Source organism: Streptomyces sp. 130, assembly GCF_007096885.1.
In the GTDB taxonomy this organism is placed as follows: domain Bacteria; phylum Actinomycetota; class Actinomycetes; order Streptomycetales; family Streptomycetaceae; genus Streptomyces.
In genome coordinates this window covers 56,422-79,437 of record NZ_VJNO01000009.1, presented here as the reverse complement: position 1 = coordinate 79,437, position 23,016 = coordinate 56,422, and the positions used below count along the sequence as shown (strand labels likewise).

The following is a 23,016-nucleotide window of genomic DNA, read 5'->3' as shown; positions in this document are numbered from 1 at the left end:
CTCCGCGCGGATGACACCACTGCGTAGGGTGCTGGGAAACCGCACAAGGACGGTTGCGGGGAATGCGGAGAGGGGACAGCGCGTGACGGTCAACATGACCAAGGGTCAGGCCATCAGCCTGCAGAAGAGCGACGGGGGGACCCTGACCGCGGTACGGATGGGGCTCGGCTGGCAGGCGGCACCGCGCCGCGGCCTGTTCGGCTCGCGCACCCGGGAGATCGACCTGGACGCCTCGGCCGTCCTGTTCGCCGACAAGCAGCCGGTGGACGTCGTGTTCTTCCGGCACCTCACCAGCGACGACGGCTCGGTGCGGCACACCGGGGACAACCTCGTGGGCGGTGCCGGTTCCGGCGGCGACGACGAGGCGATCCTCGTGGACCTCCAGCGGGTGCCGGTCCACATCGACCAGATCGTCTTCACGGTGAACTCCTTCACCGGCCAGACGTTCCAGGAGGTGCAGAACGCCTTCTGCCGCATCGTGGACGAGACCAACGGCCAGGAGCTCGCCCGCTACACGCTGGACGGCGGCGGGCAGTACACCGCGCAGATCATGGCGAAGGTGCACCGGGCGGGCAACGCCTGGAAGATGACCGCCATCGGCACCCCGGCCAACGGCCGCACCTTCCAGGACCTCATGCCGGCGATCCTGCCGCACCTGTAGGACGGCACACCGGACCGCGAGGTCCGCAGCACGGTACGGGCAGCTCCCGGCGGCATCGGCCACCGGGAGCTGCCCGCGTACTTCACCAACACCAGCGGTAACACGTCGAGGGGACAGGGCAATGACGGCCGAGCTGGTCCGGGGGCAGAACCACACCTTGCCCCAGACCCGTCTGGAGATCCGGATATCGGCCGGGACGCCCGTCGTGGCCGGCGCCACGCTCGGCGACGAGCACGGCACAGTGGCCGGCGCCGAGTGGGTCGCCCACCCCGGATCGCCGCAGCTGCACGGCCTCGAAGTGTCCCGGCAGGCCGCCGCCGGCCACCGCCTCGCCGTCGACCTCGACGCCCTGCCCGCCGGGGTCCACCGGGTCACGGTGCTGCTGGCCCTCCCGCTCGGCGCCGGCGGGCCGACCCGCTTCGGCGCCGTCGCCTCGCCCTTCGTCGCGGTGACCGCCCTCGACGGCACCGAGATCGCCACCTTCACGCTGACCGGCCTCGACAGCGAGTCCGCGGTCGCCGCCCTCGAGCTGTACCGCCGCCAAGGCGCCTGGAAGGTCCGCGCGGTCGGCCAGGGGTACGCGGGCGGCCTCGCGGCCATGCTCGCCGACCAGGGCCTGGACCGGGCCGCCGAGCTGGCCGGGACGATCCAGGAGGCGGTCGCCCGGGGCCTGGCCCGCTCGGTGTCCCCGCCGCCCCGCACCCCGGAGGGCGACCGGGTCAGGCACGCGCCCACCCCGGCCCCCGCCCCCGGCGACGGGCAGCCGCCCGTCCCGCCGCCCGCGCCCCCGCAGCCCGAGCCCCTGGCGGAGCCGGCCGCCCCGGCCGGCCCGATCGACTACGCGCACCCGCGCCGCCTGCCCACCGCGCCCCCGCCGCCGCCCCCGGCCGCGCCGCCCGCGCAACCGGGTCAGCCCGCCCAGCCCGTCGCCGGGGACGCGACCGGCTGGTCCATGGACGAGCGCCTGTACAACCAGGTGTGGGGCATGTTCGAGGACCTGGCCCGGGCCGTCGCCGCCTACCGCAGCGCCGTCGACTTCGCCGAGTCCCGGATGGACCAGGAGCTGGAGCGCACCCTGTCCGACCCGCGCAGCCGCATCGGGGGAGCGGGCGACCGGGCCCGCGAGGAGGCCCGCGCCAAGCGGGACGAGCTGACCGCCCGGGCCCGTGAGTCCCTGGACCGCGACCTCGCCCAGCTCGACGCCGAGTCCGCCGTCGTGGAGCCCGCGCTGCCGGCCCCCTACGCGGGCTGGGACAACCCCGTCTGGCACGGCTACCGGGTGCCGATGGAGATCCCCATGGCGCTGCGCATCGGCGACCTCCACCTCCCGGAGCGCGCCGATCTGCGCATCCCGCTCCTCGTCCGGCTGCCGCTGGAGCGGGGCATGTGGATCGACAGCGGGCGCACGGCCTCCGAGGCCGCCGCGCTGACCGGCCCGGACCAGCTGCGCAGGCTGGCGATGGAGACCGCCGTGCTGCACGCGGCCCGGCTGCTCGCGGTCTACCCGCCGAACGAGTTCACCGTCCACGTCATCGACCCGGCCGGGTCGGCCGCCGAAGCGCTCGCCCCGCTGGTCCGCTCCGGGGTGCTGCCCTCGCCGCCCGCCGCCGGGGCCCAGGGCGTCTCCTCGGTCCTCGCCCACCTCACCCGGCGGGTGGACCTGGTGCAGATGGCGATCCGGGCCGGTGCCGCCGACTCGCTGCCGCCGGACCTGGACCCGGCCGAGCAGCTGCTGATCGTCAACGACTTCCCGCACGGCTTCGACGACCGGGCGGTGACCCAGCTGCGCTACCTCGCCGACGAGGGACCCTCGGTGGGCGTCCACCTGATGATGGTCGCGGACCGGGAGGAGGCGTCCGAGTACGGCCCGGTCCTGGACCCGCTGTGGCGCTCGCTGCTGCGGGTGACCCCGGTCGCCGACGACCATCTGGCCGACCCCTGGGTCGGTCACGCGTGGACGTACGAGCCGCCCAGGACTCCGCCGGGGAGCACGGTCCTGGACCAGGTGCTGGAGAGGGTGGCCCACGCCCGCCGCACCGGGTCCCGCTGAGCCGCCGCTCGCCCCCGTACGGCTCGGTGCAGACTCGTAAACCCCTGGCAAAACACAGCTGACTTGCGGTTTTGGAGATTATTTAGACTTCTCTTTACCTTTCCTTGGTATTTCCTGTACCGTTCATGGAGCGGAGGGGAGTACTCCCATACGCGGCGTTCCCGTCAGTACGGACTGTGACCGGTCCCGGGGCGCCGGCCCGGCGCGCAGCCCGCGCGCCCGGGTGGAAGAGACCTCCGGCAGCGACGACGCTGATCAGTAGCCCGTAGCGAACTGCCGGAGGCGCAGTGGACGTTTCATGGACCCTCTGGGCGCTGACCATCTTTGGTCTGTGCGCCCTCATCGCCGTCGACTTCTTCATCGGGCGCAAGCCCCATGACGTGTCGACCAAGGAAGCCGGGATCTGGACGATCGTCTGGATCGCGCTGGCCGCCCTCTTCGGTCTCGGGCTGCTCGTCTTCGGCGAGACCCAGGCGTCGGGCGAGTTCTTCGCCGGCTACATCACCGAGAAGTCGCTCAGCGTCGACAACCTCTTCGTCTTCGTGCTGATCATGGCGAAGTTCTCGGTGCCCTCCCACCTCCAGCAGCGGGTGCTGCTGATCGGCGTGCTGATCGCGCTGGTGCTGCGGGCGGTCTTCATCGCCGCCGGCGCCGCGGTCATCGCCAACTTCTCGTGGATCTTCTACATCTTCGGCGCGTTCCTGATCTACACCGCCTGGAAGCTGATCCAGGAGGCGCGGGCCGACGAGGAGGACGAGGAGTTCGAGGAGAACCGCCTCCTGAAGAGCATCGAGCGCCGCTTCGGCGTCTCCGACCGGTACCACGGCACCAAGCTCTTCATCCGCAACAACGGCAAGCGCGTCATGACCCCGCTGATGGTCGTCATGCTCGCCATCGGCACCACCGACGTGCTGTTCGCGCTGGACTCCATCCCCGCGATCTTCGGCCTCACCCAGGACCCGTACATCGTCTTCACCGCCAACGCGTTCGCCCTGATGGGTCTGCGCCAGCTGTACTTCCTGATCGGCGGGCTGCTGGAGAAGCTGGTCCACCTCAGCTACGGGCTGTCGGTGATCCTCGGCTTCATCGGCGTCAAGCTCGTGCTGCACGCCCTGCACGAGTCCGGGGTGCACGTCCCCGAGATCTCCATCCCGGTCTCGCTCGGCGTGATCTGCGGGGTGCTGATCATCACCACGATCACCAGCCTCATGGCCAACAAGAAGAAGGCCGAGGCCGAGGCGCGCGAGGCGGAGACCGGCGACAGCGTCCAGTCGCGGGGGTAAGGGGACGACGAGGACGGCCCCGCCTCACCAGCCCCGGGCGCGCCACTCGGGCAGGTGGGGCCGTTCGTCCCCCAGCGTGGTGTCGCGCCCGTGGCCCGGGTAGACCCAGGTCTCGTCCGGCAGCGGCGCGAAGAGCTTGGTCTCCACGTCGTGCAGCAGGCTCGCGAACGCCTCGGGGTCCTTGCGCGTGTTGCCGACGCCGCCGGGGAAGAGGCAGTCCCCGGTGAACAGATGCGGGGCCCCGTGCGGGTCGTCGTACAGGAGCGTGATCGAGCCCGGGGTGTGACCGGTCAGATGGCGGGCGGTGAGCGCCACCTCGCCGACCCGGATGGTGTCGCCGTCCTCGACCAGGACCTCCGTGGGCACCTCGATGCCCTCGGCGTCGAACCGGCCCGCGTAGGTGCGCGCCCCCGTGGCCGCGACGACCTCGGCCAGCGCCTGCCAGTGGTCGCGGTGCCGGTGGGTGGTGACGACGGAGAGGATCGAGTCGTCACCGATCAGCCGCAGCAGCGTCCCGGCCTCGTCGGCCGCGTCGATCAGCAACTGCTCGCCGGTGGCCCGGCAGCGCAGCAGATAGGCGTTGTTGTCCATCGGCCCGACGGCGACCTTCGAGATCATCAGGTCCGTCAGCTCGTGCACATCGGCGGGCCCGCCGACCCTGACCGCTCCGCTGTACGTCATGCTCCTCAGCCTATAGCGGGCGGCGGCCTAGAGCGGGGGCAGCGCCGGGAGCGCTCCGCCCTCGGCGGTCAGCGCCGAGCCGTCGCGCCGCCCGCTGAGCCAGCCCAGCAGCTCGGGCGCCGCGCCCCGGACCCCGACCGGCCCGCCCGCGGCGCCGCCGCCGGTCGTCCACGTCCGCCCGGTGTCGTCCGCGAGCGTCGTCGGCGCGACCTCCGGGTGCCCGGCGAACCGCTCGGCCAGGAATTCGATCTCCCGCGCGGTGAACTCGTCCGGCAGGTCCTCCAGCTCGTAGCCGATGCCCAGGTCGACGTGGTGCAGCTCCACCTCGACGCGGCGCCGGAACGGCAGCCGGGACGCGGAATCCGTCACTCCGTTGCGCAGGGTCACCGTGCGCGACCAGTCCGCGGGCTCGGCCGCCGCGTCGGCGAAACGGGCCGCGGTCGCCGTCAGGTCGGCCAGCTGCTGCGCGTGGGACCGGGAGGCGTCGCGCTCGATGTCGCGGTCGCGGGTTTCGCTGTCTGCGTACATCGGCAGGCCGCGGAGAACATTTACGAGCGCGTCGGCGTTACGGGAGAGGTGCGCGAGGACATGACCGCGGCTCCAGCCCGGAAGCCGCGACGGCTCGGACAGCGCCGCGTCGTCCAGTTTCGCGGTGGCGCCGCGCAGTCGGTCCGTCGCTTCCCGGAGTGCTGCCAGGTCGTGCGCGTGATCAGTCATGGGGCCGAGCCTAGCCTCGGCCACTCGTTCGGGTGAAGGAGTTCTCAGCCGTCCGTAATTCGAATGTGCGTGCTATACGCTCGAAGTCGAAAGCTTCGTACACCGCTGTGGCGCCGCCCATACCCTGGGCCAGGGGCTCAGTTCCCCCGCTTCTCTCTAGAAAGGTGCGGACCGGCGTGGCCGACCGTCTCATCGTCCGTGGCGCTCGCGAGCACAACCTCAAGAACGTCTCGCTCGACCTCCCCCGCGACTCCCTCATCGTCTTCACCGGGCTCTCCGGGTCGGGCAAATCGTCGCTCGCGTTCGACACGATCTTCGCCGAGGGCCAGCGGCGCTACGTGGAGTCGCTCTCCTCGTACGCCCGGCAGTTCCTCGGCCAGATGGACAAGCCGGACGTCGACTTCATCGAGGGCCTGTCGCCCGCCGTCTCCATCGACCAGAAGTCGACCTCGCGCAACCCGCGCTCGACGGTCGGCACCATCACCGAGGTCTACGACTACCTCCGGCTGCTCTTCGCCCGGATCGGCAAGCCGCACTGCCCCGAGTGCCACCGCCCCATCTCGCGCCAGTCGCCACAGGCCATCGTGGACAAGGTCCTCGGCCTGCCCGAGGGCAGCCGCTTCCAGGTGCTCTCGCCGCTGGTGCGCGAGCGCAAGGGCGAGTTCGTGGACCTGTTCTCCGACCTCCAGACCAAGGGCTACAGCCGCGCCCGGGTGGACGGCGCCACCATCCAGCTCTCCGAGCCGCCCACGCTCAAGAAGCAGGAGAAGCACACGATCGAGGTGGTCATCGACCGCCTCACCGTGAAGGACAGCGCCAAGCGCCGGCTGACGGACTCCGTCGAGACCGCGCTCGGCCTCTCCGGCGGCATGGTCGTGCTCGACTTCGTGGACCTCCCCGAGGACGATCCCGAGCGCGAGCGGATGTACTCGGAGCACCTCTACTGCCCGTACGACGACCTCTCCTTCGAGGAGCTGGAGCCGCGCTCCTTCTCCTTCAACTCCCCGTTCGGCGCCTGCCCCGACTGCACCGGCATCGGCACGCGCATGGAGGTCGACCCGGAGCTGATCGTCCCGGACGAGGAGAAGTCCCTGGACGAGGGCGCCATCCACCCCTGGTCCCACGGCCACACCAAGGAGTACTTCGGCCGCCAGATCAACGCCCTGGCCGAAGCCCTCGGCTTCCGTACGGACATCCCCTGGGCCGGGCTGCCGCAGCGCGCCAAGAAGGCCCTGCTGCACGGCCACAAGATCCAGACCGAGGTCCGCTACCGCAACCGGTACGGGCGCGAGCGCGCCTACACCACCCCGTCCTTCGAGGGCGCCGTCCAGTTCGTCAAGCGGCGGCACTCCGAGGCCGAGAGCGACTCCAGCCGGGAGCGCTTCGAGGGGTACATGCGCGAGGTCCCCTGCCCGACCTGCGAGGGCACCCGGCTCAAGCCGATCGTCCTCGCGGTCACGGTGATGGAGAAGTCCATCGCCGAGGTCTCCGCGATGTCCATCAGCGAGTGCGCCGAATTCCTCGGCCGCCTCAAGCTGAACGCCCGCGACAAGAAGATCGCCGAGCGGGTCCTCAAGGAGGTCAACGAGCGGCTGAGGTTCCTGGTCGACGTCGGCCTGGACTACCTCTCGCTCAACCGCGCCGCGGGCACCCTGTCCGGCGGCGAGGCCCAGCGCATCCGGCTCGCCACGCAGATCGGGTCCGGCCTCGTCGGCGTGCTGTACGTGCTGGACGAGCCCTCCATCGGACTGCACCAGCGCGACAACCACCGGCTGATCGAGACCCTGGTCCGGCTGCGCGACATGGGCAACACGCTCATCGTCGTGGAGCACGACGAGGACACCATCAAGGTCGCCGACTGGGTGGTCGACATCGGCCCCGGCGCCGGTGAGCACGGCGGCAAGGTCGTCCACTCCGGTTCGCTCAAGGAACTGCTGGCCAACGACAAGTCGGTCACCGGGCAGTACCTGACCGGCAAGAAGTCGATCCCCGTGCCCGAGGTGCGGCGGCCCGTGGACCCCGCGCGGCTGCTCACGGTGCACGGCGCCCGGGAGAACAACCTCCGGGACATCGACGTCTCCTTCCCGCTCGGCGTGCTGACCGCCGTCACCGGCGTCTCCGGCTCCGGCAAGTCGACACTGGTCAACGACATCCTCTACACCCACCTGGCCCGCGAGCTGAACGGCGCCAAGTCGGTGCCCGGCCGCCACACCCGGGTGGACGGGGACGATCTGGTCGACAAGGTGGTGCACGTCGACCAGTCGCCCATCGGCCGTACGCCCCGGTCCAACCCGGCCACGTACACCGGCGTCTTCGACCACGTCCGCAAGCTGTTCGCGGAGACGATGGAGGCCAAGGTCCGCGGCTATCTGCCGGGCCGGTTCTCCTTCAACGTCAAGGGCGGCCGCTGCGAGAACTGCTCCGGCGACGGCACCATCAAGATCGAGATGAACTTCCTGCCCGACGTGTACGTCCCGTGCGAGGTCTGCCACGGCGCGCGCTACAACCGGGAGACCCTGGAGGTCCACTACAAGGGCAAGTCCATCGCCGAGGTGCTGGACATGCCGATCGAGGAGGGCCTGGAGTTCTTCGAGGCGGTCCCGACCATCGCCCGCCATCTGCGCACGCTCAACGAGGTCGGCCTCGGATACGTCCGGCTCGGCCAGTCCGCGCCGACGCTCTCCGGCGGCGAGGCCCAGCGGGTGAAGCTCGCCAGCGAGCTCCAGAAGCGCTCCACCGGCCGCACGGTCTACGTCCTGGACGAGCCGACCACCGGTCTGCACTTCGAGGACATCTCCAAGCTGATCAAGGTGCTCTCCGGCCTGGTCGACAAGGGGAACTCGGTGATCGTCATCGAGCACAACCTCGACGTCATCAAGACCGCCGACTGGGTGGTCGACATGGGCCCCGAGGGCGGCAACGGCGGCGGCCTGGTCGTCGCCGAGGGCACCCCGGAACACGTGGCGGGCGTCCCCGCCAGCCACACCGGGAAGTTCCTCCAGGACATCCTGGACGCCGACCGGATCAGCGAGGCCGCCGTCCCGGCCGCCCGCAAGCCCGCCGGGAAGAAGGCCGCGAAGTCCGCCCCGGCCGCCAGGAAGACGGCGACGGCCGGCACGGCCGCGGCGAAGAAGACGGCCGCCAAGAAGACGGCCCGGGCCCGCAAGGGCTGACACCGGACACCCGGTGCGAGGCGGCGGCCCTTGCCGAAGGGGCCGCCGCCTCGCCGCGTTCCCGGCGGTCCCCGCCCGCCCCCGGCCGGCCACGACCGCCACGACCGGGCCGCGCGCGGGGGCGTCCGTCTCCGCCGGTATGGTCGGTTACGTCACCGATGCCGCGGCCACCCCCGGGCAGCCCCGGCACGGTCCCCGATCTGACCGCCCGACCCGTGGAGACCGCATGTCCGGCCAGCCCGCCGCCCGCCGCACCGTGCTGAAGGGCGCCGCTCTCGCGGGCGTCGCCGGGCTGGGAGCCGCCGCCTGCTCGACCGACTCGAAGCTCGGCCACGCCCAGACGCCGACCCCCACCGCCCCCGTCGAGCTCGGCGCGCCCGACGAGATCCCCGTCGGCCAGTCCAAGCTCTACCGCGAGCAGCGCGTCGTCGTGACCTGCCCGGCCAAGGGGGAGTTCAAGGCGTTCAGCGCCCAGTGCACCCACGCGGGCTGCCTGCTGGACAAGGTCGAGAAGAACGAGGGCCACTGCCCCTGCCACGGCAGCGTCTTCGACACCACGACCGGCAAGGCCCTGCACGGCCCCGCGACCGTGCCGCTGCCCGACGTCCCGGTCCGCGTCGAGGGCGGAAAGCTGATCGCGGGCCCCGACGCCTGAACCACCGGTCCCGCCCGGCTACTCCCAGTCCCAGTCGATCCCCACCAGCCCCGGCCGCACCCCCTGCTCCACCAGATGCACGGTGCGGTGCCGGCCGGTCAGCGTGAGCTCCGCCCGCGCTCCCCGGGGCGCGCCCGCCGATGCCTGGGCGAAGCTCCGGCACCGCACCGGCAGCGCCTCCTCGGCGAAGCCGACCTGGAGCACGTACTGCCCGCCGCCGAAGGTGAAGCCGCGCAGGTACTCGCCGCAGGGCCCGCCCGTGCCGTCCTCGAAGCCGTAGCCGAAGAGATACGTGTCGCCCGCCCGCAGCCGGGTGTCGAACAGCAGCTCGGCGACCAGCACCCCGGTCTCCCGGTCCCAGCGGACCCGGCCCGTCCGGCAGTTCTCCCGGGCGCGCACCGCGACCCGCGCCGGATCGCAGCCCGGGTCCCCGACGTACACCGCGAGATAGCGGTCGATGCCGTCCCGGTGGGCACGCACCACGTGCTGGGAGGCCCGCCGCAGCATCTCGCGTCCCGGCCCGATCCGTACCCGCTCCTGGTGGCCCACCGTGTGCAGCCCGCCGTCCGCGGGTGACTCCAGGTCCGCGAGCAGCCCCTCCACCGCCCCGGAGGTCGCCACCAGCGAGCGGTACGTGCGCGCGGGCGGGCGCTCGGCGTCAGGGCGGGGCTCCTCGGCGTCCAGGAGGCCGAGCAGCGAGTCCGGCGGCAGGGCGAGGACCTCCTCCAGGGCCTTCACGGCGCGCAGCGACTCCGGGCGCCGCGGGCGGCGGGCGCCCCGCTGCCAGTAACTCAGGCTCGTCACGCCGAGCTCGATCCCCCTGTGCGCCAGGTGGTGCCGGACCCGCTGGAGCGGCAGCCCGCGCACCGACAGCGCGGTGCGCAGGGCCAGATGGAACGGTCCGGTGTGCAGCACCTGCGCCAGTTCGGCCTCGGTGTGCCGCATGGGGTCCTCCAGGTGAACGTTCACGCCGGCCGGGCGCGGGGCCGCGCCGGCGGGGGGCCGGTCCGCAGGTGGCCGGGGGCGCGCGTTCACACCTCGGCCCCGGGCGTTCACACCGCGGTGTTCACCCGCATTCAAGCGTGTTGACCCGTCCCCGACAACGGTTGATGCTCCTCCACAGCGTCCGGCCGCGCTCCTCACCACCCCCACCCCCCCGCCCCGGGAGGAACGCCATGCGCAACCCAGGAACCAGGCCCGCCCGGCTGTCGCTGACAGCCGTACTGGCCGCCGTGCTGCTCGCCGTCCCCACGGCGACCGCCACCGCCGCCGACCAGCCCCGCACCACCCCGGTCCGGGCCGCCGACCGGGCCGCGTCCGCCCCGACGGCCGCCCTCGCCGCCACCCGGCGGCTGAACATCACGATGCAGGCGCAGCAGAAGTCCAACTGGTGCTGGGCAGCGTCCGGCAACACCATCGCCACCTGGTACGGCCGCGACTACAGCCAGAACCAGTTCTGCAACGCCGCCTTCGGCCGCGCCCAGGGCTACGAGTGCCCCAACTCGCAGGCCACGCTCGGCGACGTCCAGAACGGCCTGTACTGGGCGGGCATCAACCCCGGCTCGTACGTCAGCGGCTGGCTGCGCTACTCCACCGTGCAGACCGAGATAGCCGCCGGGCGCCCGGTCGAGACCCGCATCCAGTGGTCGTCGGGCGGCGGCCACATGCACGTCCTGTACGGCTACGACGACGCCGACGGCCTCGTCTACTGGGGCGACCCCTGGCCCTCCAGCAACCGCTACAACTGGGCCTCGCACGCCTGGTACGTGAACAACGGCGAGTTCTCCTGGACCCACTCGCTCTACCGGATCGGGGCGTGACGCCATGACCACCACCAGCCCCCGGCGCACCCGCCGCCCCCTCGCCGCCGTGGCCGCCGCCGGTCTCCTCGCCGGCACGGCCCTGCTCACCGCCGCCCCGCAGGCGTCCGCCGCGGACGGCCCCCAGACCGGACCCGCGGCCCTGGCCGCGGCCCACGAGGCGGCCACCGACGCCACCACCCTGCGCACCCTGTCCCGGTTCTTCGCCCGCGAGGGGGCCGTCAGCGAGAAGGCCGCCGCTCCCCGCATCCAGGGCGGGGCCGTACCGGTGCGCACCCTGTCCGCCGAGTTCGTCGCGGGCGAGCCGGGCGCCCCCGTCGCCTCCCTCGACTACCTGGCCAGCACCGCCGTCTCCTCGGACGGGCGGAAGGCGTCGCTCTGGACCCTGCCCGAGCCCGGCGAGAACGGGGACTGGCAGGTGGTGAACATCGCCACCGGCGACGACGAGGCCCGCTACACCGCGGCCGGCGCCCGCGAGCTGCCCGGCGGCACCGTCTTCCGCGAGCCCCAGATCGACGCCTGGTACGTGCAGAAGGGGGACCGGGTCCTCCCGCTCGACCAGGACGCCGTCCGGGCGGTCGGCAAGCGGGGGACGACGCTCTCCGCCTACCGCACCCGGGTCCACGACGCCTACGCGGACAAGCTCCCCGGCTCCGCGTACGCCCGCAAGGGCGAGGCCGGCGGCTACGGACCCGGGGCGGAGAAGGCGACCGGCCCCGCCGTCGCCGCCACCCCCCAGGCCGCCCTGACCGCGGGCTCCGCCGGGGGCGCCGCCGCCGCACTCGCCCTGTGCGGGGCCACCGCCCTGCGCCTGAGGAACCGCCGCCGGACCGGGTGACCCGCCCGGCCCCCTGACCCCGCGCTCCGGGACAGGTGCTCCCCACCCCCGTCCCGGAGCGCGGCGCCGTCCGGGCACCCCGCGCTGTCACTGCCCGCAAGTAGGGTGGGGAGCATGGCAGACCCCTCCAGCTACCGCCCCAAGCCGGGACAGATCCCCGACTCCCCGGGGGTCTACAAATTCCGCGACGAACACCGCCGGGTGATCTACGTCGGGAAGGCCAAGAGCCTGCGCCAGCGCCTGGCCAACTACTTCCAGGACCTCGCCGGCCTCCACCCGCGTACGCGCACGATGGTGACCACGGCCGCCTCCGTGGAGTGGACGGTCGTCGCCACCGAGGTAGAGGCGCTCCAGCTGGAGTACTCCTGGATCAAGGAGTTCGACCCCCGGTTCAACGTCAAGTACCGAGACGACAAGAGCTACCCCTACCTGGCGGTCACGCTGGGCGAGGAGTTCCCCCGCGTCCAGGTGATGCGCGGCGCCAAGAAGAAGGGCGTGCGCTACTTCGGCCCGTACGGACACGCCTGGGCGATCCGCGAGACGGTCGACCTGATGCTCCGCGTCTTCCCCGTCCGCACCTGCTCCGCCGGAGTCTTCAAGAACGCCGCCCGGACCGGCCGCCCCTGCCTCCTCGGCTACATCGGCAAGTGCTCGGCCCCCTGCGTCGGCCGCGTCACCCCCGAGGAACACCGCGAACTGGCCGACGACTTCTGCGACTTCATGGCCGGCCGCACCGGCACGTACATCCGCCGCCTGGAGAAGGACATGATGGCGGCCGCCGAGGAGATGGAATACGAGCGGGCCGCGCGGCTGCGCGACGACGTCGAGGCCCTGAAGCGCGCGATGGAGAAGAGCGCCGTCGTCCTCGCCGACGCCACCGACGCCGACCTCATCGCGGTCGCCGAGGACGAGCTGGAGGCCGCCGTCCAGATCTTCCACGTGCGCGGCGGCCGGGTCCGCGGCCAGCGCGGCTGGGTCACCGACAAGGTGGAGAACGTCGACACCTCCGGCCTCGTGGAGCACGCCCTCCAGCAGCTGTACGGGGAGGAGAGCGGCGACTCCGTCCCCAAGGAGGTCCTGGTCCCGGCCCTGCCCGAGGACCCGGCGGCGGTCTCCCAGTGGCTCGCGGACCGGCGCGGCTCCCAGGTCAGCCTGCGCATCCCGCAGCGCGGCGACAAGAAGGACCTGATGGTCACCGTCCAGCGCAACGCCCAGCAGGCGCTCGGACTGCACAAGACGAAGCGGGCGTCCGACCTCACCACCCGCTCCCGGGCCCTGGAGGAGATCGCCGGGGCCCTGGGCCTGGACACCGCCCCGCTGCGCATCGAGTGCTTCGACATCTCCCACCTCCAGGGCGACGACGTCGTCGCCTCCATGGTGGTCTTCGAGGACGGCCTGGCCCGCAAGGGGGAGTACCGCCGCTTCCAGATCAAGGGCTTCGAGGGCCAGGACGACGTCCGCTCGATGCACGAGGTGATCAGCCGCCGCTTCCGCCGCTACCTCCAGGAGAAGGAGCGCACCGGCGAGTGGGAGGAGACCCCGGCGCCCACCGGCCCCGTCCCGGCGGCCCCGGACGCCGCGGACGGGGGCGCGCCGGCCGCCGGGGAGGCCCGCGAGGACGACGGCCGCCCCAAGCGGTTCGCGTACCCGCCGCAGCTCCTCGTCGTGGACGGCGGGCAGCCGCAGGTCGCCGCCGCCAAGCGGGCCCTGGACGAGCTGGGCATCGACGACATCGCGGTCTGCGGCCTCGCCAAGCGGCTCGAAGAGGTCTGGCTGCCCGATGACGACGACCCGGTGGTCCTGCCCCGCTCCAGCGAGGGCCTGTACCTCCTCCAGCGCATCCGCGACGAGGCGCACCGCTTCGCCATCACCTACCAGCGCGCCAAGCGGGCCAAGCGCATCCGTGCCAGCCCGCTGGACGCCGTCCCCGGCCTCGGAGACACCCGGAAACAGGCCCTCATCAAGCATTTCGGCTCCGTCAAGAAGCTGCGGCAGGCGACAATCGAGGAGATCTGCGAGGTTCCCGGGATAGGCCGCAGGACAGCGGAGTCCGTGGCCGTCGCCCTCGCGGCGGCCGCCCCGGCCGCACCCGCCGTGAACACGGCCACAGGAGAGATCATGGAAGAGGACGACGGGGGCAGCACCACATGACCGAGCACGAACATACCGAGCACGCGCAGGAGCACGGGCACGACCGCCCGGACCGAGCAGACGGAGCAGCACACGTGAGTACGGCCACCCCGACCGAGACGGGCGACGCCACCGCGGCCATCCCGGAGCTGGTGATCATCTCCGGCATGTCCGGTGCCGGACGCAGCACCGCGGCCAAGTGCCTGGAGGACCTCGGCTGGTTCGTCGTGGACAACCTGCCGCCCGCGCTGATCCCCACCATGGTGGAGCTCGGCGCCCGCTCCCAGGGCAACGTGGCCCGGATCGCCGTCGTGGTCGACGTGCGGGGCCGCCGCTTCTTCGACAACCTGCGCGAATCCCTCGCCGACCTGGACGCCAAGGGCGTCACCCGCCGGGTGGTCTTCCTGGAGTCCTCCGACGACGCCCTGGTCCGCCGCTTCGAATCGGTCCGCCGCCCCCACCCGCTCCAGGGCGACGGCCGCATCGTGGACGGCATCGCCGCCGAGCGCGACCTGCTGCGCGAGCTGCGCGGCGACGCCGACCTGGTGATCGACACCTCCAGCCTCAACGTCCACGAGCTGCGCGCCAAGATGGACGCCCAGTTCGCCGGCGACGAGGAGCCGGAGCTGCGCGCCACCGTGATGTCCTTCGGCTTCAAGTACGGCCTGCCGGTCGACGCCGACCTGGTCGTCGACTGCCGCTTCCTGCCGAACCCGCACTGGGTGCCGGAGCTGCGCCCCTTCACCGGGCTCAACGAGGAGGTCTCCTCGTACGTCTTCGACCAGCCCGGCGCCAAGGAATTCCTCAACCAGTACACCGAACTGCTGCAGCTCGTCGCCGCCGGCTACCGCCGCGAGGGCAAGCGCTACGTGACCATCGCGGTGGGCTGCACGGGCGGCAAGCACCGCTCGGTGGCCATGTCCGAGAAGCTGGCGGCCCGGCTCGCCACGGAGGGGATCGAGACCGTGCTCGTACACAGGGACATGGGGCGCGAGTGACCAGTCGCAATCTGCGCCTGCGCCGGCTGCGGGGCGCGGCGCCCGCGCTCTCCGTGCGCAAGCGCGGCGCCCAGCCCAAGGTCGTCGCCCTCGGCGGCGGCCGGGGCCTGTCGGCCTCCCTCACCGCGCTGCGCCGGATCACCGGCGACCTGACCGCCGTGGTCACCGTCGCCGACGACGGCGGCTCCAGCGGCCGGCTGCGCGAGGAGCTGGGCGTCCTGCCCCCGGGCGACCTGCGCAAGGCGCTGGCCGCCCTCTGCGGCGACGACGAGTGGGGCCAGACCTGGGCCCAGGTCATCCAGCACCGCTTCCAGTCCAAGGGCGACCTGCACGAGCACGCCGTCGGCAATCTGCTGATCGTCGCCCTCTGGGAGCAGCTGGGCGACCACGTCCAGGCCCTCGACCTGGTCGGCAAGCTGCTCGGCGCGCACGGCCGGGTGCTGCCCATGTCCGCCGTGCCGCTGGAGCTCCAGGCCCTCGTCAAGGGCCACGACCCGGACCGCCCGGAGGACGTGGACACCGTGCGCGGCCAGGCCACCGTCGCCCTCACCCCGGGCGAGGTGCAGTCCGTGCACCTGGTCCCGGCCGACCCGCCGGCCGTCCCCGAGGCGGTCGCCGCCGTCCGGGACGCGGACTGGGTGGTCCTCGGCCCCGGCTCCTGGTTCTCCTCGGTCATCCCGCACCTGCTCGTGCCCGAACTGCTCGACGCGCTGATCGAGACGAAGGCCCGCAAGGTCCTCTCGCTGAACCTCGCCCCGCAGCCCGGCGAAACAGAAGGCTTCTCACCGCAGCGTCATTTGGAGGTTTTGGGACGACACGCCCCTAAACTCGCCCTGGACGTGGTGCTGGCCGACGAGGCCGCCGTGCCCGACCGCGAGTCCCTCGCCGACGCAGCCAAACGGCTCGGTGCCGCGGTCGAGCTGGCGCCCGTGGCCTCACCCGACGGCGTTCCGATCCACGATCCGGAGCTGTTGGCCGCCGCGTACGACCGTATTTTTCGGATGCATGGAAGGATCGGCCCATGGCGATGACGCCGGCGGTGAAGGACGAAGTCTCCCGGCTTCCCGTGACCCGGACCTGCTGCAGGAAGGCAGAGGTCTCGGCGATTCTCCGGTTCGCGGGCGGCCTCCACCTGGTGAGCGGCCGGATCGTGATCGAGGCGGAGCTGGACACCGCGATGGCGGCACGCCGGCTCAAGCGGGACATCCTGGAGATCTTCGGGCACAGCTCGGAGCTGATCGTGATGGCCCCCGGCGGACTGCGGCGCGGTTCGCGCTACGTCGTACGGGTGGTGGCGGGCGGCGACCAGCTGGCGCGCCAGACCGGGCTCGTCGACGGCCGGGGCCGCCCCATCCGCGGCCTGCCCCCGCAGGTGGTCTCGGGGGCCACCTGCGACGCCGAGGCCGCCTGGCGCGGGGCGTTCCTGGCGCACGGCTCGCTCACCGAGCCGGGCCGCTCCTCCTCCCTGGAGGTGACCTGCCCGGGCCCGGAGGCCGCGCTCGCCCTGGTCGGCGCCGCCCGCCGGCTCTCCATCGCCGCCAAGGCCCGCGAGGTGCGCGGCGTGGACCGGGTCGTCGTCCGCGACGGCGACGCGATCGGCGCCCTGCTCACCCGGCTCGGCGCCCACGAGTCGGTGCTGGCCTGGGAGGAGCGCCGGATGCGCCGCGAGGTCCGGGCCACCGCCAACCGCCTCGCCAACTTCGACGACGCGAACCTGCGCCGCTCCGCCCGGGCCGCGGTCGCCGCGGGCGCCCGGGTGGGCCGCGCCCTGGAGATCCTGGGCGAGGAGGTCCCGGAGCACCTGGCGGCGGCCGGGCGGCTGCGCATGGAGCACAAGCAGGCGTCGCTGGAGGAGCTGGGCGCCCTCGCCGACCCGCCGCTGACCAAGGACGCGGTCGCGGGCCGCATCCGCCGGCTCCTCGCGATGGCCGACAAGCGCGCCCAGGACCTGGGCATCCCCGGTACGGAATCCACTCTCAGCGAAGAGCTGGCCGACGGCCTGGTCGGCTGAGCCGGGCACCGGGCCCGCGCCCCGTGAGGGGAACGGCCCCCCGGCCCGCGGCCGTTGACGCTGAGTAACCGCTGCGCGGAAGGCCGGACGCCACCGGAGGCCCGTATTCCTACTGGGGAGTACGGGCCTTTCGCATGCTTTCCGGCCCCGCTCGATGTCACCCCGGCGGCTCCGGAGAGGTAGGGTCGGAGGCGGTCGGGGACATCCCATACAACTCGCCGGCGTCGAAAACCGGCGTACCTAACGAGGAGATCGGTTCGTGACGATCCGCGTAGGCATCAACGGCTTTGGCCGCATCGGTCGTAACTACTTCCGCGCGCTGCTGGAGCAGGGTGCGGACATCGAGATCGTGGCTGTCAACGACCTGGGTGACACCGCGACCACGGCCCACCTGCTGAAGTACGACACCATCCTGGGTCGCCTGAAGGCAGAGGTCAGCCACACCGCCGACACCATCACCGTCGACGGCCACACCATCAAGGTGCTCTCCGAGCGCAACCCGGCCGACATCCCCTGGGGTGAGCTGGGCGTCGACATCGTCATCGAGTCGACCGGCATCTTCACCAAGAAGGCCGACGCCGAGAAGCACATCGCCGGTGGCGCGAAGAAGGTCCTCATCTCGGCTCCGGCCAAGGACGAGGACATCACCATCGTGATGGGCGTCAACCAGGACAAGTACGACGCGGCCAACCACCACGTCATCTCCAACGCGTCCTGCACGACCAACTGCGTCGCCCCGATGGCCAAGGTTCTGGACGAGAACTTCGGCATCGTCAAGGGCCTCATGACGACGGTCCACGCGTACACCAACGACCAGCGCATCCTGGACTTCCCGCACAAGGACCTGCGCCGCGCCCGCGCCGCCGCCGAGAACATCATCCCGACCACGACCGGCGCCGCCAAGGCGACCGCTCTGGTCCTGCCGCAGCTCAAGGGCAAGCTCGACGGCATCGCGATGCGCGTCCCGGTCCCGACCGGCTCGGCCACCGACCTGGTCGTGACCCTCCAGCGCGAGGTCACCAAGGACGAGGTCAACGCCGCGTTCAAGAAGGCCGCCGACGACGGCGACCTGAAGGGCATCCTGTACTACACCGAGGACCCGATCGTGTCCTCGGACATCGTCAGCGACCCGGCGTCCTGCACCTTCGACTCCTCCCTGACGATGGTCCAGGAGGGCAACACGGTGAAGATCCTCGGCTGGTACGACAACGAGTGGGGCTACTCCAACCGTCTCGTCGACCTCACCGTCTTCGTCGGCGGCCAGCTCTGAGCACCGCCGCACCGGCAGGCATCTCGATGTGAGCACGGGGCTCGAACAGCGCGACGCTGCGCTGTTCGAGCCCCCTCGCATGCTCACTCGTCCTCCAAGGAGTCCAGACAGATGAAGACGATCGACGCACTTCTCGCCGACGGGGTCGCCGGCAAGCGGGTATTCGTCCGCGCCGACCTCAACGTGCCGCTGAGCGGCACCACCATCACCGACGACGGCCGCATCCGCGCCGTCGCCCCGACCGTCCGCAAGCTGGCCGAGGCCGGCGCGCGGGTCGTCGTCGCCTCGCACCTGGGCCGCCCCAAGGGCGCCCCGGACCCGGCGTTCTCGCTGGCGCCCGCCGCCACCCGGCTCGGCGAACTGCTGGGCGCGGACGTGGCGTTCGCGACCGACACGGTCGGCGAGTCCGCCCGCGCCACGGTCGCCGCGCTCACCGACGGCCGGGTCGCGGTCATCGAGAACCTCCGCTTCAACCCCGGCGAGACCTCCAAGGACGACGCCGAGCGCGGCGCGTTCGCGGACCAGCTGGCCGAGCTGGCCGACCTGTACGTGGGCGACGGCTTCGGCGCCGTCCACCGCAAGCACGCCTCGGTCTTCGACCTCCCGGCCCGCCTCCCGCACGCCGCGGGCGACCTCATCGCCACCGAGGTCGGCGTCCTGAAGAAGCTCACCGAGGACGTCCAGCGCCCCTACGCGGTCGTCCTCGGCGGCGCCAAGGTCTCCGACAAGCTCGGCGTCATCGACCACCTCCTGGAGCGCGCCGACCGCATCCTGATCGGCGGCGGCATGGCGTACACCTTCCTCAAGGCCCAGGGCCACGAGGTCGGCAGCTCGCTGCTCCAGGAGGACCAGATCCCGGCGGTCCAGGAGTACCTGCGGCGCGCCGAGGCGAAGGGCGTGGAGTTCGTCCTCCCCGTCGACGTCGTCGTCGCGCCCTCCTTCCCGGACCTGAAGACCAAGGCCCCGGCCCACCCGGACACCGTCCCCGCCGACGCCATGCCGGCCGGGCAGATGGGCCTGGACAACGGTCCGGAGACCAACAAGCTCTACGCATCGAAGCTCGCCGACGCGGCCACCGTCTTCTGGAACGGCCCGATGGGCGTCTTCGAGCACCCCGACTTCGCCGAGGGCACCCGGGCCGTCGCCCAGGCCCTCGTCGACTCCTCGGGCTTCAGCGTGGTCGGCGGTGGCGACTCCGCCGCCGCGGTCCGCATCCTGGGCTTCGACGAGAACGCGTTCGGACACATCTCGACCGGTGGCGGCGCCAGCCTCGAATATCTCGAGGGCAAGACGCTGCCCGGCCTCGCCGCTCTGGAGGACTGACCTTTCATGACCACCCGCACCCCGCTGATGGCGGGCAACTGGAAGATGAACCTCAACCACCTCGAGGCCATCGCCCACGTCCAGAAGCTCGCCTTCGCCCTGGCCGACAAGGACTACGACGCCGTAGAGGTCGCCGTCCTGCCGCCCTTCACCGACCTGCGCTCCGTGCAGACGCTGGTCGACGGCGACAAGCTGAAGATCAAGTACGGCGCCCAGGACATCTCGGCGCACGACTCCGGCGCGTACACCGGTGAGATCTCCGGCCCCATGCTCGCCAAGCTGAAGTGCACCTTCGTCGCCATCGGCCACAGCGAGCGCCGCCAGTACCACGGCGAGACCGACGAGGTCTGCAACGCCAAGGTGAAGGCCGCGTACAAGCACGGCCTGACGCCGATCCTGTGCGTCGGCGAGGGCCTGGACGTCCGCAAGGCCGGCGAGCAGGTCGCGTACACCCTCGCGCAGCTCGACGGCGCCCTCAAGGACGTCCCGGCCGAGCAGGCCGAGTCCATCGTGGTCGCCTACGAGCCGGTCTGGGCCATCGGCACCGGCGAGGTCGCCACCCCGGAGGACGCGCAGGAGGTCTGCGGTGCGATCCGCGCCCGCCTCGCCGAGCTGTACTCGCAGGAGCTGGCCGACGCGGTCCGCATCCAGTACGGCGGCTCGGTGAAGTCCGGCAACGTCGCCGCGATCATGGCCCAGCCCGACGTCGACGGCGCCCTGATCGGCGGCGCGGCGCTCGACGCGGACGAGTTCGTCAAGATCGTCCGCTTCCGCGACCAGTGAGTATGCGGTAGCGCGGATCCGTCGTACCCTTGCGGGGGCCGGGGAGGGCGACCTCCCGGCCCCCGTTGTTCGCACGCTGTCGGTATTTCCGGAAAGTAGGGACCAGCCGTGATTCTGGGGTTCGAGATCGCCCTGATCGTCTTCAGCCTGTTGCTGATGCTGCTGGTGCTGATGCACAAGGGCAAGGGCGGCGGTCTCTCCGACATGTTCGGTGGCGGCATGCAGTCCTCCGTCGGCGGCTCCTCGGTAGCCGAGCGCAACCTCGACCGCATCACCGTCGTGGTCGGTCTGGCCTGGTTCGCGTGCATCGTGGTGCTTGGTCTGCTCATCAAGCTCGACAACTGACCCGTCGTACGCGTTTCCCGGTGCGGGTGTAACTCCTTCCCCTGGACGCGCGTTGGGCCTTACGTAGACTGGGGCATCCTCGAGCACCATCACGCAGGGAGTTACGACCGTGGCAAGTGGCAACGCGATCCGGGGGAGCCGGGTCGGGGCGGGGCCGATGGGGGAGGCCGAGCGCGGCGAGTCCGCGCCACGGCTCCGCATCTCCTTCTGGTGCTCGAACGGGCACGAGACGCAGCCCAGTTTCGCCCATGACGCGCAGGTACCGGACACCTGGGACTGCCCCCGCTGCGGTTTCCCGGCCGGCCAGGACCCGGAGAGCCCGCCCGACCCGCCGCGCACCGAACCGTACAAGACGCACCTCGCGTACGTACGCGAGCGCCGCAGCGACGCGGACGGCGAGGCCATCCTCGCCGAGGCCCTGGCGAAACTCCGCGGCGAAATCTGAGACCTCCACCGGCCGGGCACCCCACGGGTGCCCGGCCGCAGTGCTTCCGACGTGCCGCAGCCCGCCGTTGTCACGTCCGGCCGCCTGATCAATTAGGTTGGAGGGGCAGCGGGGAACTGCGGTTACGAGAGAAGTGGGCTGATGTCCGGGATGAACGCAACAAGCCGTACCAGGCTCAACCAGACGCCGGAATGGGCCGCGCTGGGCAAGCACCGTGAGCAGCTCGGGTCGACCGGTCTGCGCCAGCTGTTCGCGGACGACCCGGAGCGCGGCACCGGGTACGCCCTGCGGGTCGGCGACCTGTACCTCGACTACTCCAAGCACCTGGTCACCGACGAGACGCTGGCGCTGCTGCGCGAGCTGGCCGCCGCGACCGACGTCGCCGGGCTCCGGGACGCCATGTTCCGCGGCGACAAGATCAACACCACCGAGGACCGGGCGGTCCTGCACACCGCGCTGCGCGCCCCGCGCGACGCCGTCATCGAGGTCGACGGCGAGAACGTGGTGCCGGCCGTGCACGCGGTGCTCGACAAGATGGCGGCGTTCTCCGACCGGGTCCGGTCGGGGGAGTGGACCGGCCACACCGGCAAGCCCATCAAGAACATCGTCAACATCGGCATCGGCGGCTCGGACCTCGGCCCCGCCATGGCGTACGAGGTGCTGCGCTCCTTCACGGACCGCTCGCTCACCTTCCGCTTCGTCTCCAACGTGGACGGCGCCGACCTGCACGAGGCCGTCCGCGACCTCGACCCGGCCGAGACGCTGTTCATCATCGCCTCGAAGACCTTCACCACCATCGAGACGATCACCAACGCCACCTCCGCCCGCAACTGGCTCCTCACCGGCCTGAGGGCCGGTCAGGAGGCCGTCGCCAAGCACTTCGTGGCGCTGTCGACCAACGCGGAGAAGGTCGCGGACTTCGGCATCGACACGGCCAACATGTTCGAGTTCTGGGACTGGGTCGGGGGCCGCTACTCGTACGACTCCGCCATCGGCCTCTCGCTGATGATCGCCATCGGCCCGGACCGGTTCCGCGAGATGCTCGACGGCTTCCACCTCGTCGACGAGCACTTCCGCACCGCCCCCGCCGAGGAGAACGCCCCGCTGCTGCTCGGCCTGCTGGGCGTCTGGTACGGCGCGTTCTTCGACGCCCAGTCGCACGCGGTGCTGCCCTACAGCCACTACCTGTCCAAGTTCACCGCGTACCTCCAGCAGCTGGACATGGAGTCCAACGGCAAGTCCGTGGACCGCGACGGCAACCCCGTCGACTGGCAGACCGGCCCGGTCGTCTGGGGCACCCCGGGCACCAACGGTCAGCACGCCTACTACCAGCTGATCCACCAGGGTACGAAGGTCATCCCGGCCGACTTCATCGGCTTCGCGCAGCCGGTCGAGGACCTGCTGCCCGGGCTGGTCGCCCAGCACGACCTGCTGATGGCCAACTTCTTCGCCCAGACCCAGGCCCTCGCCTTCGGCAAGACGCCCGACGAGGTGCGCGCCGAGGGCGTCCCCGAGGAGCTGGTGGCGCACAAGACGTTCCGGGGCGACCACCCCACGACGACGATCCTCGCCGACCGGCTCACCCCGTCCGTGCTGGGCCAGCTGATCGCCCTGTACGAGCACAAGGTCTTCGTCCAGGGCGCCATCTGGAACATCGACTCCTTCGACCAGTGGGGCGTCGAGCTCGGCAAGGTCCTCGCCAAGAAGATCGAGCCCGTGCTGACCGAGGGCGAGGGCGGCGAGCAGCTGGACAGCTCCACCGCCGCGCTGGTCTCGGCCTACCGCGAGCTGCGGGGGCGCTGAGGTCCCGCCCGAGGGGGCCCGGCCGGACGG

Annotated in this window: 20 protein-coding genes; 17 read left to right on the top strand and 3 right to left on the bottom strand. The window is 71.7% G+C overall.

Annotated features, from left to right (window positions below; translation table 11 throughout):
• Positions 1–82 precede the first annotated feature (82 nt).
• The 3 genes from FKN01_RS10715 to FKN01_RS10705 all read left to right on the top strand — a co-directional run bounded on the left by FKN01_RS10715 (position 83) and on the right by FKN01_RS10705 (position 3,994).
• The gene (locus tag FKN01_RS10715) at positions 83–661 is read left to right on the top strand and encodes a TerD family protein (protein WP_026171720.1); all 579 of its coding nucleotides are present in this window, start codon (positions 83–85) and stop codon (positions 659–661) included.
• 121 nt (positions 662–782) lie between these two features.
• Entirely contained in the window at positions 783–2,711 is a 1,929-nt protein-coding gene (locus FKN01_RS10710; protein WP_143618950.1) for a TerD family protein, read from the top strand.
• A gap of 287 nt (positions 2,712–2,998) precedes the next feature.
• Positions 2,999–3,994 carry a TerC family protein gene (locus tag FKN01_RS10705; protein ID WP_143618948.1) on the top strand — a complete coding sequence of 332 codons (996 nt, stop codon included), beginning with the start codon at positions 2,999–3,001 and terminating at the stop codon, positions 3,992–3,994.
• A gap of 24 nt (positions 3,995–4,018) precedes the next feature.
• Here the strand turns inward: FKN01_RS10705 and FKN01_RS10700 are convergent, their stop codons facing one another.
• Both FKN01_RS10700 and FKN01_RS10695 read right to left on the bottom strand, forming a co-directional pair.
• The gene (locus tag FKN01_RS10700) at positions 4,019–4,675 is read right to left on the bottom strand and encodes an MBL fold metallo-hydrolase (protein ID WP_143618947.1); all 657 of its coding nucleotides are present in this window, start codon (positions 4,673–4,675) and stop codon (positions 4,019–4,021) included.
• 27 nt (positions 4,676–4,702) lie between these two features.
• Entirely contained in the window at positions 4,703–5,392 is a 690-nt protein-coding gene (locus FKN01_RS10695) for a maleylpyruvate isomerase family mycothiol-dependent enzyme (protein WP_143618945.1), read from the bottom strand.
• A gap of 176 nt (positions 5,393–5,568) precedes the next feature.
• Between FKN01_RS10695 and uvrA the strand changes: the two genes are divergently transcribed.
• Positions 5,569–8,565 carry an excinuclease ABC subunit UvrA gene (gene uvrA / locus FKN01_RS10690; protein ID WP_143618943.1) on the top strand — a complete coding sequence of 999 codons (2,997 nt, stop codon included), beginning with the start codon at positions 5,569–5,571 and terminating at the stop codon, positions 8,563–8,565.
• Between the two features lie 226 nt (positions 8,566–8,791).
• On the top strand, positions 8,792–9,220 hold the full coding sequence (locus FKN01_RS10685) for a Rieske (2Fe-2S) protein (protein ID WP_143618941.1): 429 nt from the start codon (positions 8,792–8,794) through the stop codon (positions 9,218–9,220).
• 18 nt (positions 9,221–9,238) lie between these two features.
• Here FKN01_RS10685 and FKN01_RS10680 read toward each other — a convergent pair whose 3' ends face one another.
• Positions 9,239–10,165 (bottom strand): hypothetical protein, encoded by a 927-nt coding sequence (locus tag FKN01_RS10680; RefSeq protein WP_143618939.1) that lies wholly within the window; start codon positions 10,163–10,165, stop codon positions 9,239–9,241.
• Positions 10,166–10,395: 230 nt separating this feature from the next.
• Here FKN01_RS10680 and FKN01_RS10675 point away from each other — a divergent pair, with 230 nt between their 5' ends.
• The 12 genes from FKN01_RS10675 to pgi all read left to right on the top strand — a co-directional run bounded on the left by FKN01_RS10675 (position 10,396) and on the right by pgi (position 22,986).
• Positions 10,396–11,040, top strand: coding sequence for a papain-like cysteine protease family protein (locus tag FKN01_RS10675; protein ID WP_143618937.1), 645 nt, complete (start codon positions 10,396–10,398; stop codon positions 11,038–11,040).
• Positions 11,041–11,044: 4 nt separating this feature from the next.
• Entirely contained in the window at positions 11,045–11,878 is an 834-nt protein-coding gene (locus FKN01_RS10670) for a hypothetical protein (protein WP_143618935.1), read from the top strand.
• Between the two features lie 114 nt (positions 11,879–11,992).
• Positions 11,993–14,029 carry an excinuclease ABC subunit UvrC gene (gene uvrC / locus FKN01_RS10665; RefSeq protein ID WP_143618933.1) on the top strand — a complete coding sequence of 679 codons (2,037 nt, stop codon included), beginning with the start codon at positions 11,993–11,995 and terminating at the stop codon, positions 14,027–14,029.
• A complete protein-coding gene (rapZ, locus tag FKN01_RS10660; protein WP_143618931.1) occupies positions 14,026–15,006 on the top strand; it encodes an RNase adapter RapZ in 981 nt (326 codons plus the stop codon). The genes uvrC and rapZ overlap by 4 nt, the downstream gene beginning before the upstream one ends.
• Positions 15,003–16,037, top strand: coding sequence for a uridine diphosphate-N-acetylglucosamine-binding protein YvcK (gene yvcK / locus FKN01_RS10655; RefSeq protein ID WP_143618929.1), 1,035 nt, complete (start codon positions 15,003–15,005; stop codon positions 16,035–16,037). Before rapZ ends, yvcK begins: the two co-directional genes overlap by 4 nt.
• Positions 16,028–17,017, top strand: coding sequence for a DNA-binding protein WhiA (whiA, locus tag FKN01_RS10650; protein WP_018104603.1), 990 nt, complete (start codon positions 16,028–16,030; stop codon positions 17,015–17,017). Before yvcK ends, whiA begins: the two co-directional genes overlap by 10 nt.
• A gap of 259 nt (positions 17,018–17,276) precedes the next feature.
• Entirely contained in the window at positions 17,277–18,287 is a 1,011-nt protein-coding gene (gene gap / locus FKN01_RS10645) for a type I glyceraldehyde-3-phosphate dehydrogenase (protein WP_143618927.1), read from the top strand.
• Positions 18,288–18,398: 111 nt separating this feature from the next.
• The gene (locus FKN01_RS10640) at positions 18,399–19,610 is read left to right on the top strand and encodes a phosphoglycerate kinase (RefSeq protein WP_143618924.1); all 1,212 of its coding nucleotides are present in this window, start codon (positions 18,399–18,401) and stop codon (positions 19,608–19,610) included.
• Between the two features lie 6 nt (positions 19,611–19,616).
• Positions 19,617–20,393 carry a triose-phosphate isomerase gene (tpiA, locus tag FKN01_RS10635; protein ID WP_143618922.1) on the top strand — a complete coding sequence of 259 codons (777 nt, stop codon included), beginning with the start codon at positions 19,617–19,619 and terminating at the stop codon, positions 20,391–20,393.
• Between the two features lie 108 nt (positions 20,394–20,501).
• Complete coding sequence (gene secG, locus FKN01_RS10630) at positions 20,502–20,738, top strand: preprotein translocase subunit SecG (RefSeq protein WP_143618920.1); 237 nt, start codon at positions 20,502–20,504, stop codon at positions 20,736–20,738.
• A gap of 109 nt (positions 20,739–20,847) precedes the next feature.
• Positions 20,848–21,183 carry an RNA polymerase-binding protein RbpA gene (locus FKN01_RS10625; protein WP_073864697.1) on the top strand — a complete coding sequence of 112 codons (336 nt, stop codon included), beginning with the start codon at positions 20,848–20,850 and terminating at the stop codon, positions 21,181–21,183.
• 150 nt (positions 21,184–21,333) lie between these two features.
• Entirely contained in the window at positions 21,334–22,986 is a 1,653-nt protein-coding gene (pgi, locus tag FKN01_RS10620) for a glucose-6-phosphate isomerase (RefSeq protein ID WP_143618918.1), read from the top strand.
• Positions 22,987–23,016 lie beyond the last annotated feature (30 nt).

What these genes read in the sequence shown, in the direction of transcription:
- rapZ (WP_143618931.1), top strand. Translation starts at nt 14,026, where the DNA reads ATGACCGAGCACGAACATACCGAGCACGCGCAGGAGCACGGGCACGAC.
- uvrC (WP_143618933.1), top strand. Translation starts at nt 11,993, where the DNA reads ATGGCAGACCCCTCCAGCTACCGCCCCAAGCCGGGACAGATCCCCGAC.
- FKN01_RS10700 (WP_143618947.1), bottom strand. Translation starts at nt 4,675, where the DNA reads ATGACGTACAGCGGAGCGGTCAGGGTCGGCGGGCCCGCCGATGTGCAC.
- FKN01_RS10680 (WP_143618939.1), bottom strand. Translation starts at nt 10,165, where the DNA reads ATGCGGCACACCGAGGCCGAACTGGCGCAGGTGCTGCACACCGGACCG.
- FKN01_RS10670 (WP_143618935.1), top strand. Translation starts at nt 11,045, where the DNA reads ATGACCACCACCAGCCCCCGGCGCACCCGCCGCCCCCTCGCCGCCGTG.
- FKN01_RS10675 (WP_143618937.1), top strand. Translation starts at nt 10,396, where the DNA reads ATGCGCAACCCAGGAACCAGGCCCGCCCGGCTGTCGCTGACAGCCGTA.
- FKN01_RS10695 (WP_143618945.1), bottom strand. Translation starts at nt 5,392, where the DNA reads ATGACTGATCACGCGCACGACCTGGCAGCACTCCGGGAAGCGACGGAC.
- FKN01_RS10710 (WP_143618950.1), top strand. Translation starts at nt 783, where the DNA reads ATGACGGCCGAGCTGGTCCGGGGGCAGAACCACACCTTGCCCCAGACC.
- FKN01_RS10640 (WP_143618924.1), top strand. Translation starts at nt 18,399, where the DNA reads ATGAAGACGATCGACGCACTTCTCGCCGACGGGGTCGCCGGCAAGCGG.
- whiA (WP_018104603.1), top strand. Translation starts at nt 16,028, where the DNA reads ATGGCGATGACGCCGGCGGTGAAGGACGAAGTCTCCCGGCTTCCCGTG.
- FKN01_RS10685 (WP_143618941.1), top strand. Translation starts at nt 8,792, where the DNA reads ATGTCCGGCCAGCCCGCCGCCCGCCGCACCGTGCTGAAGGGCGCCGCT.
- pgi (WP_143618918.1), top strand. Translation starts at nt 21,334, where the DNA reads ATGAACGCAACAAGCCGTACCAGGCTCAACCAGACGCCGGAATGGGCC.
- tpiA (WP_143618922.1), top strand. Translation starts at nt 19,617, where the DNA reads ATGACCACCCGCACCCCGCTGATGGCGGGCAACTGGAAGATGAACCTC.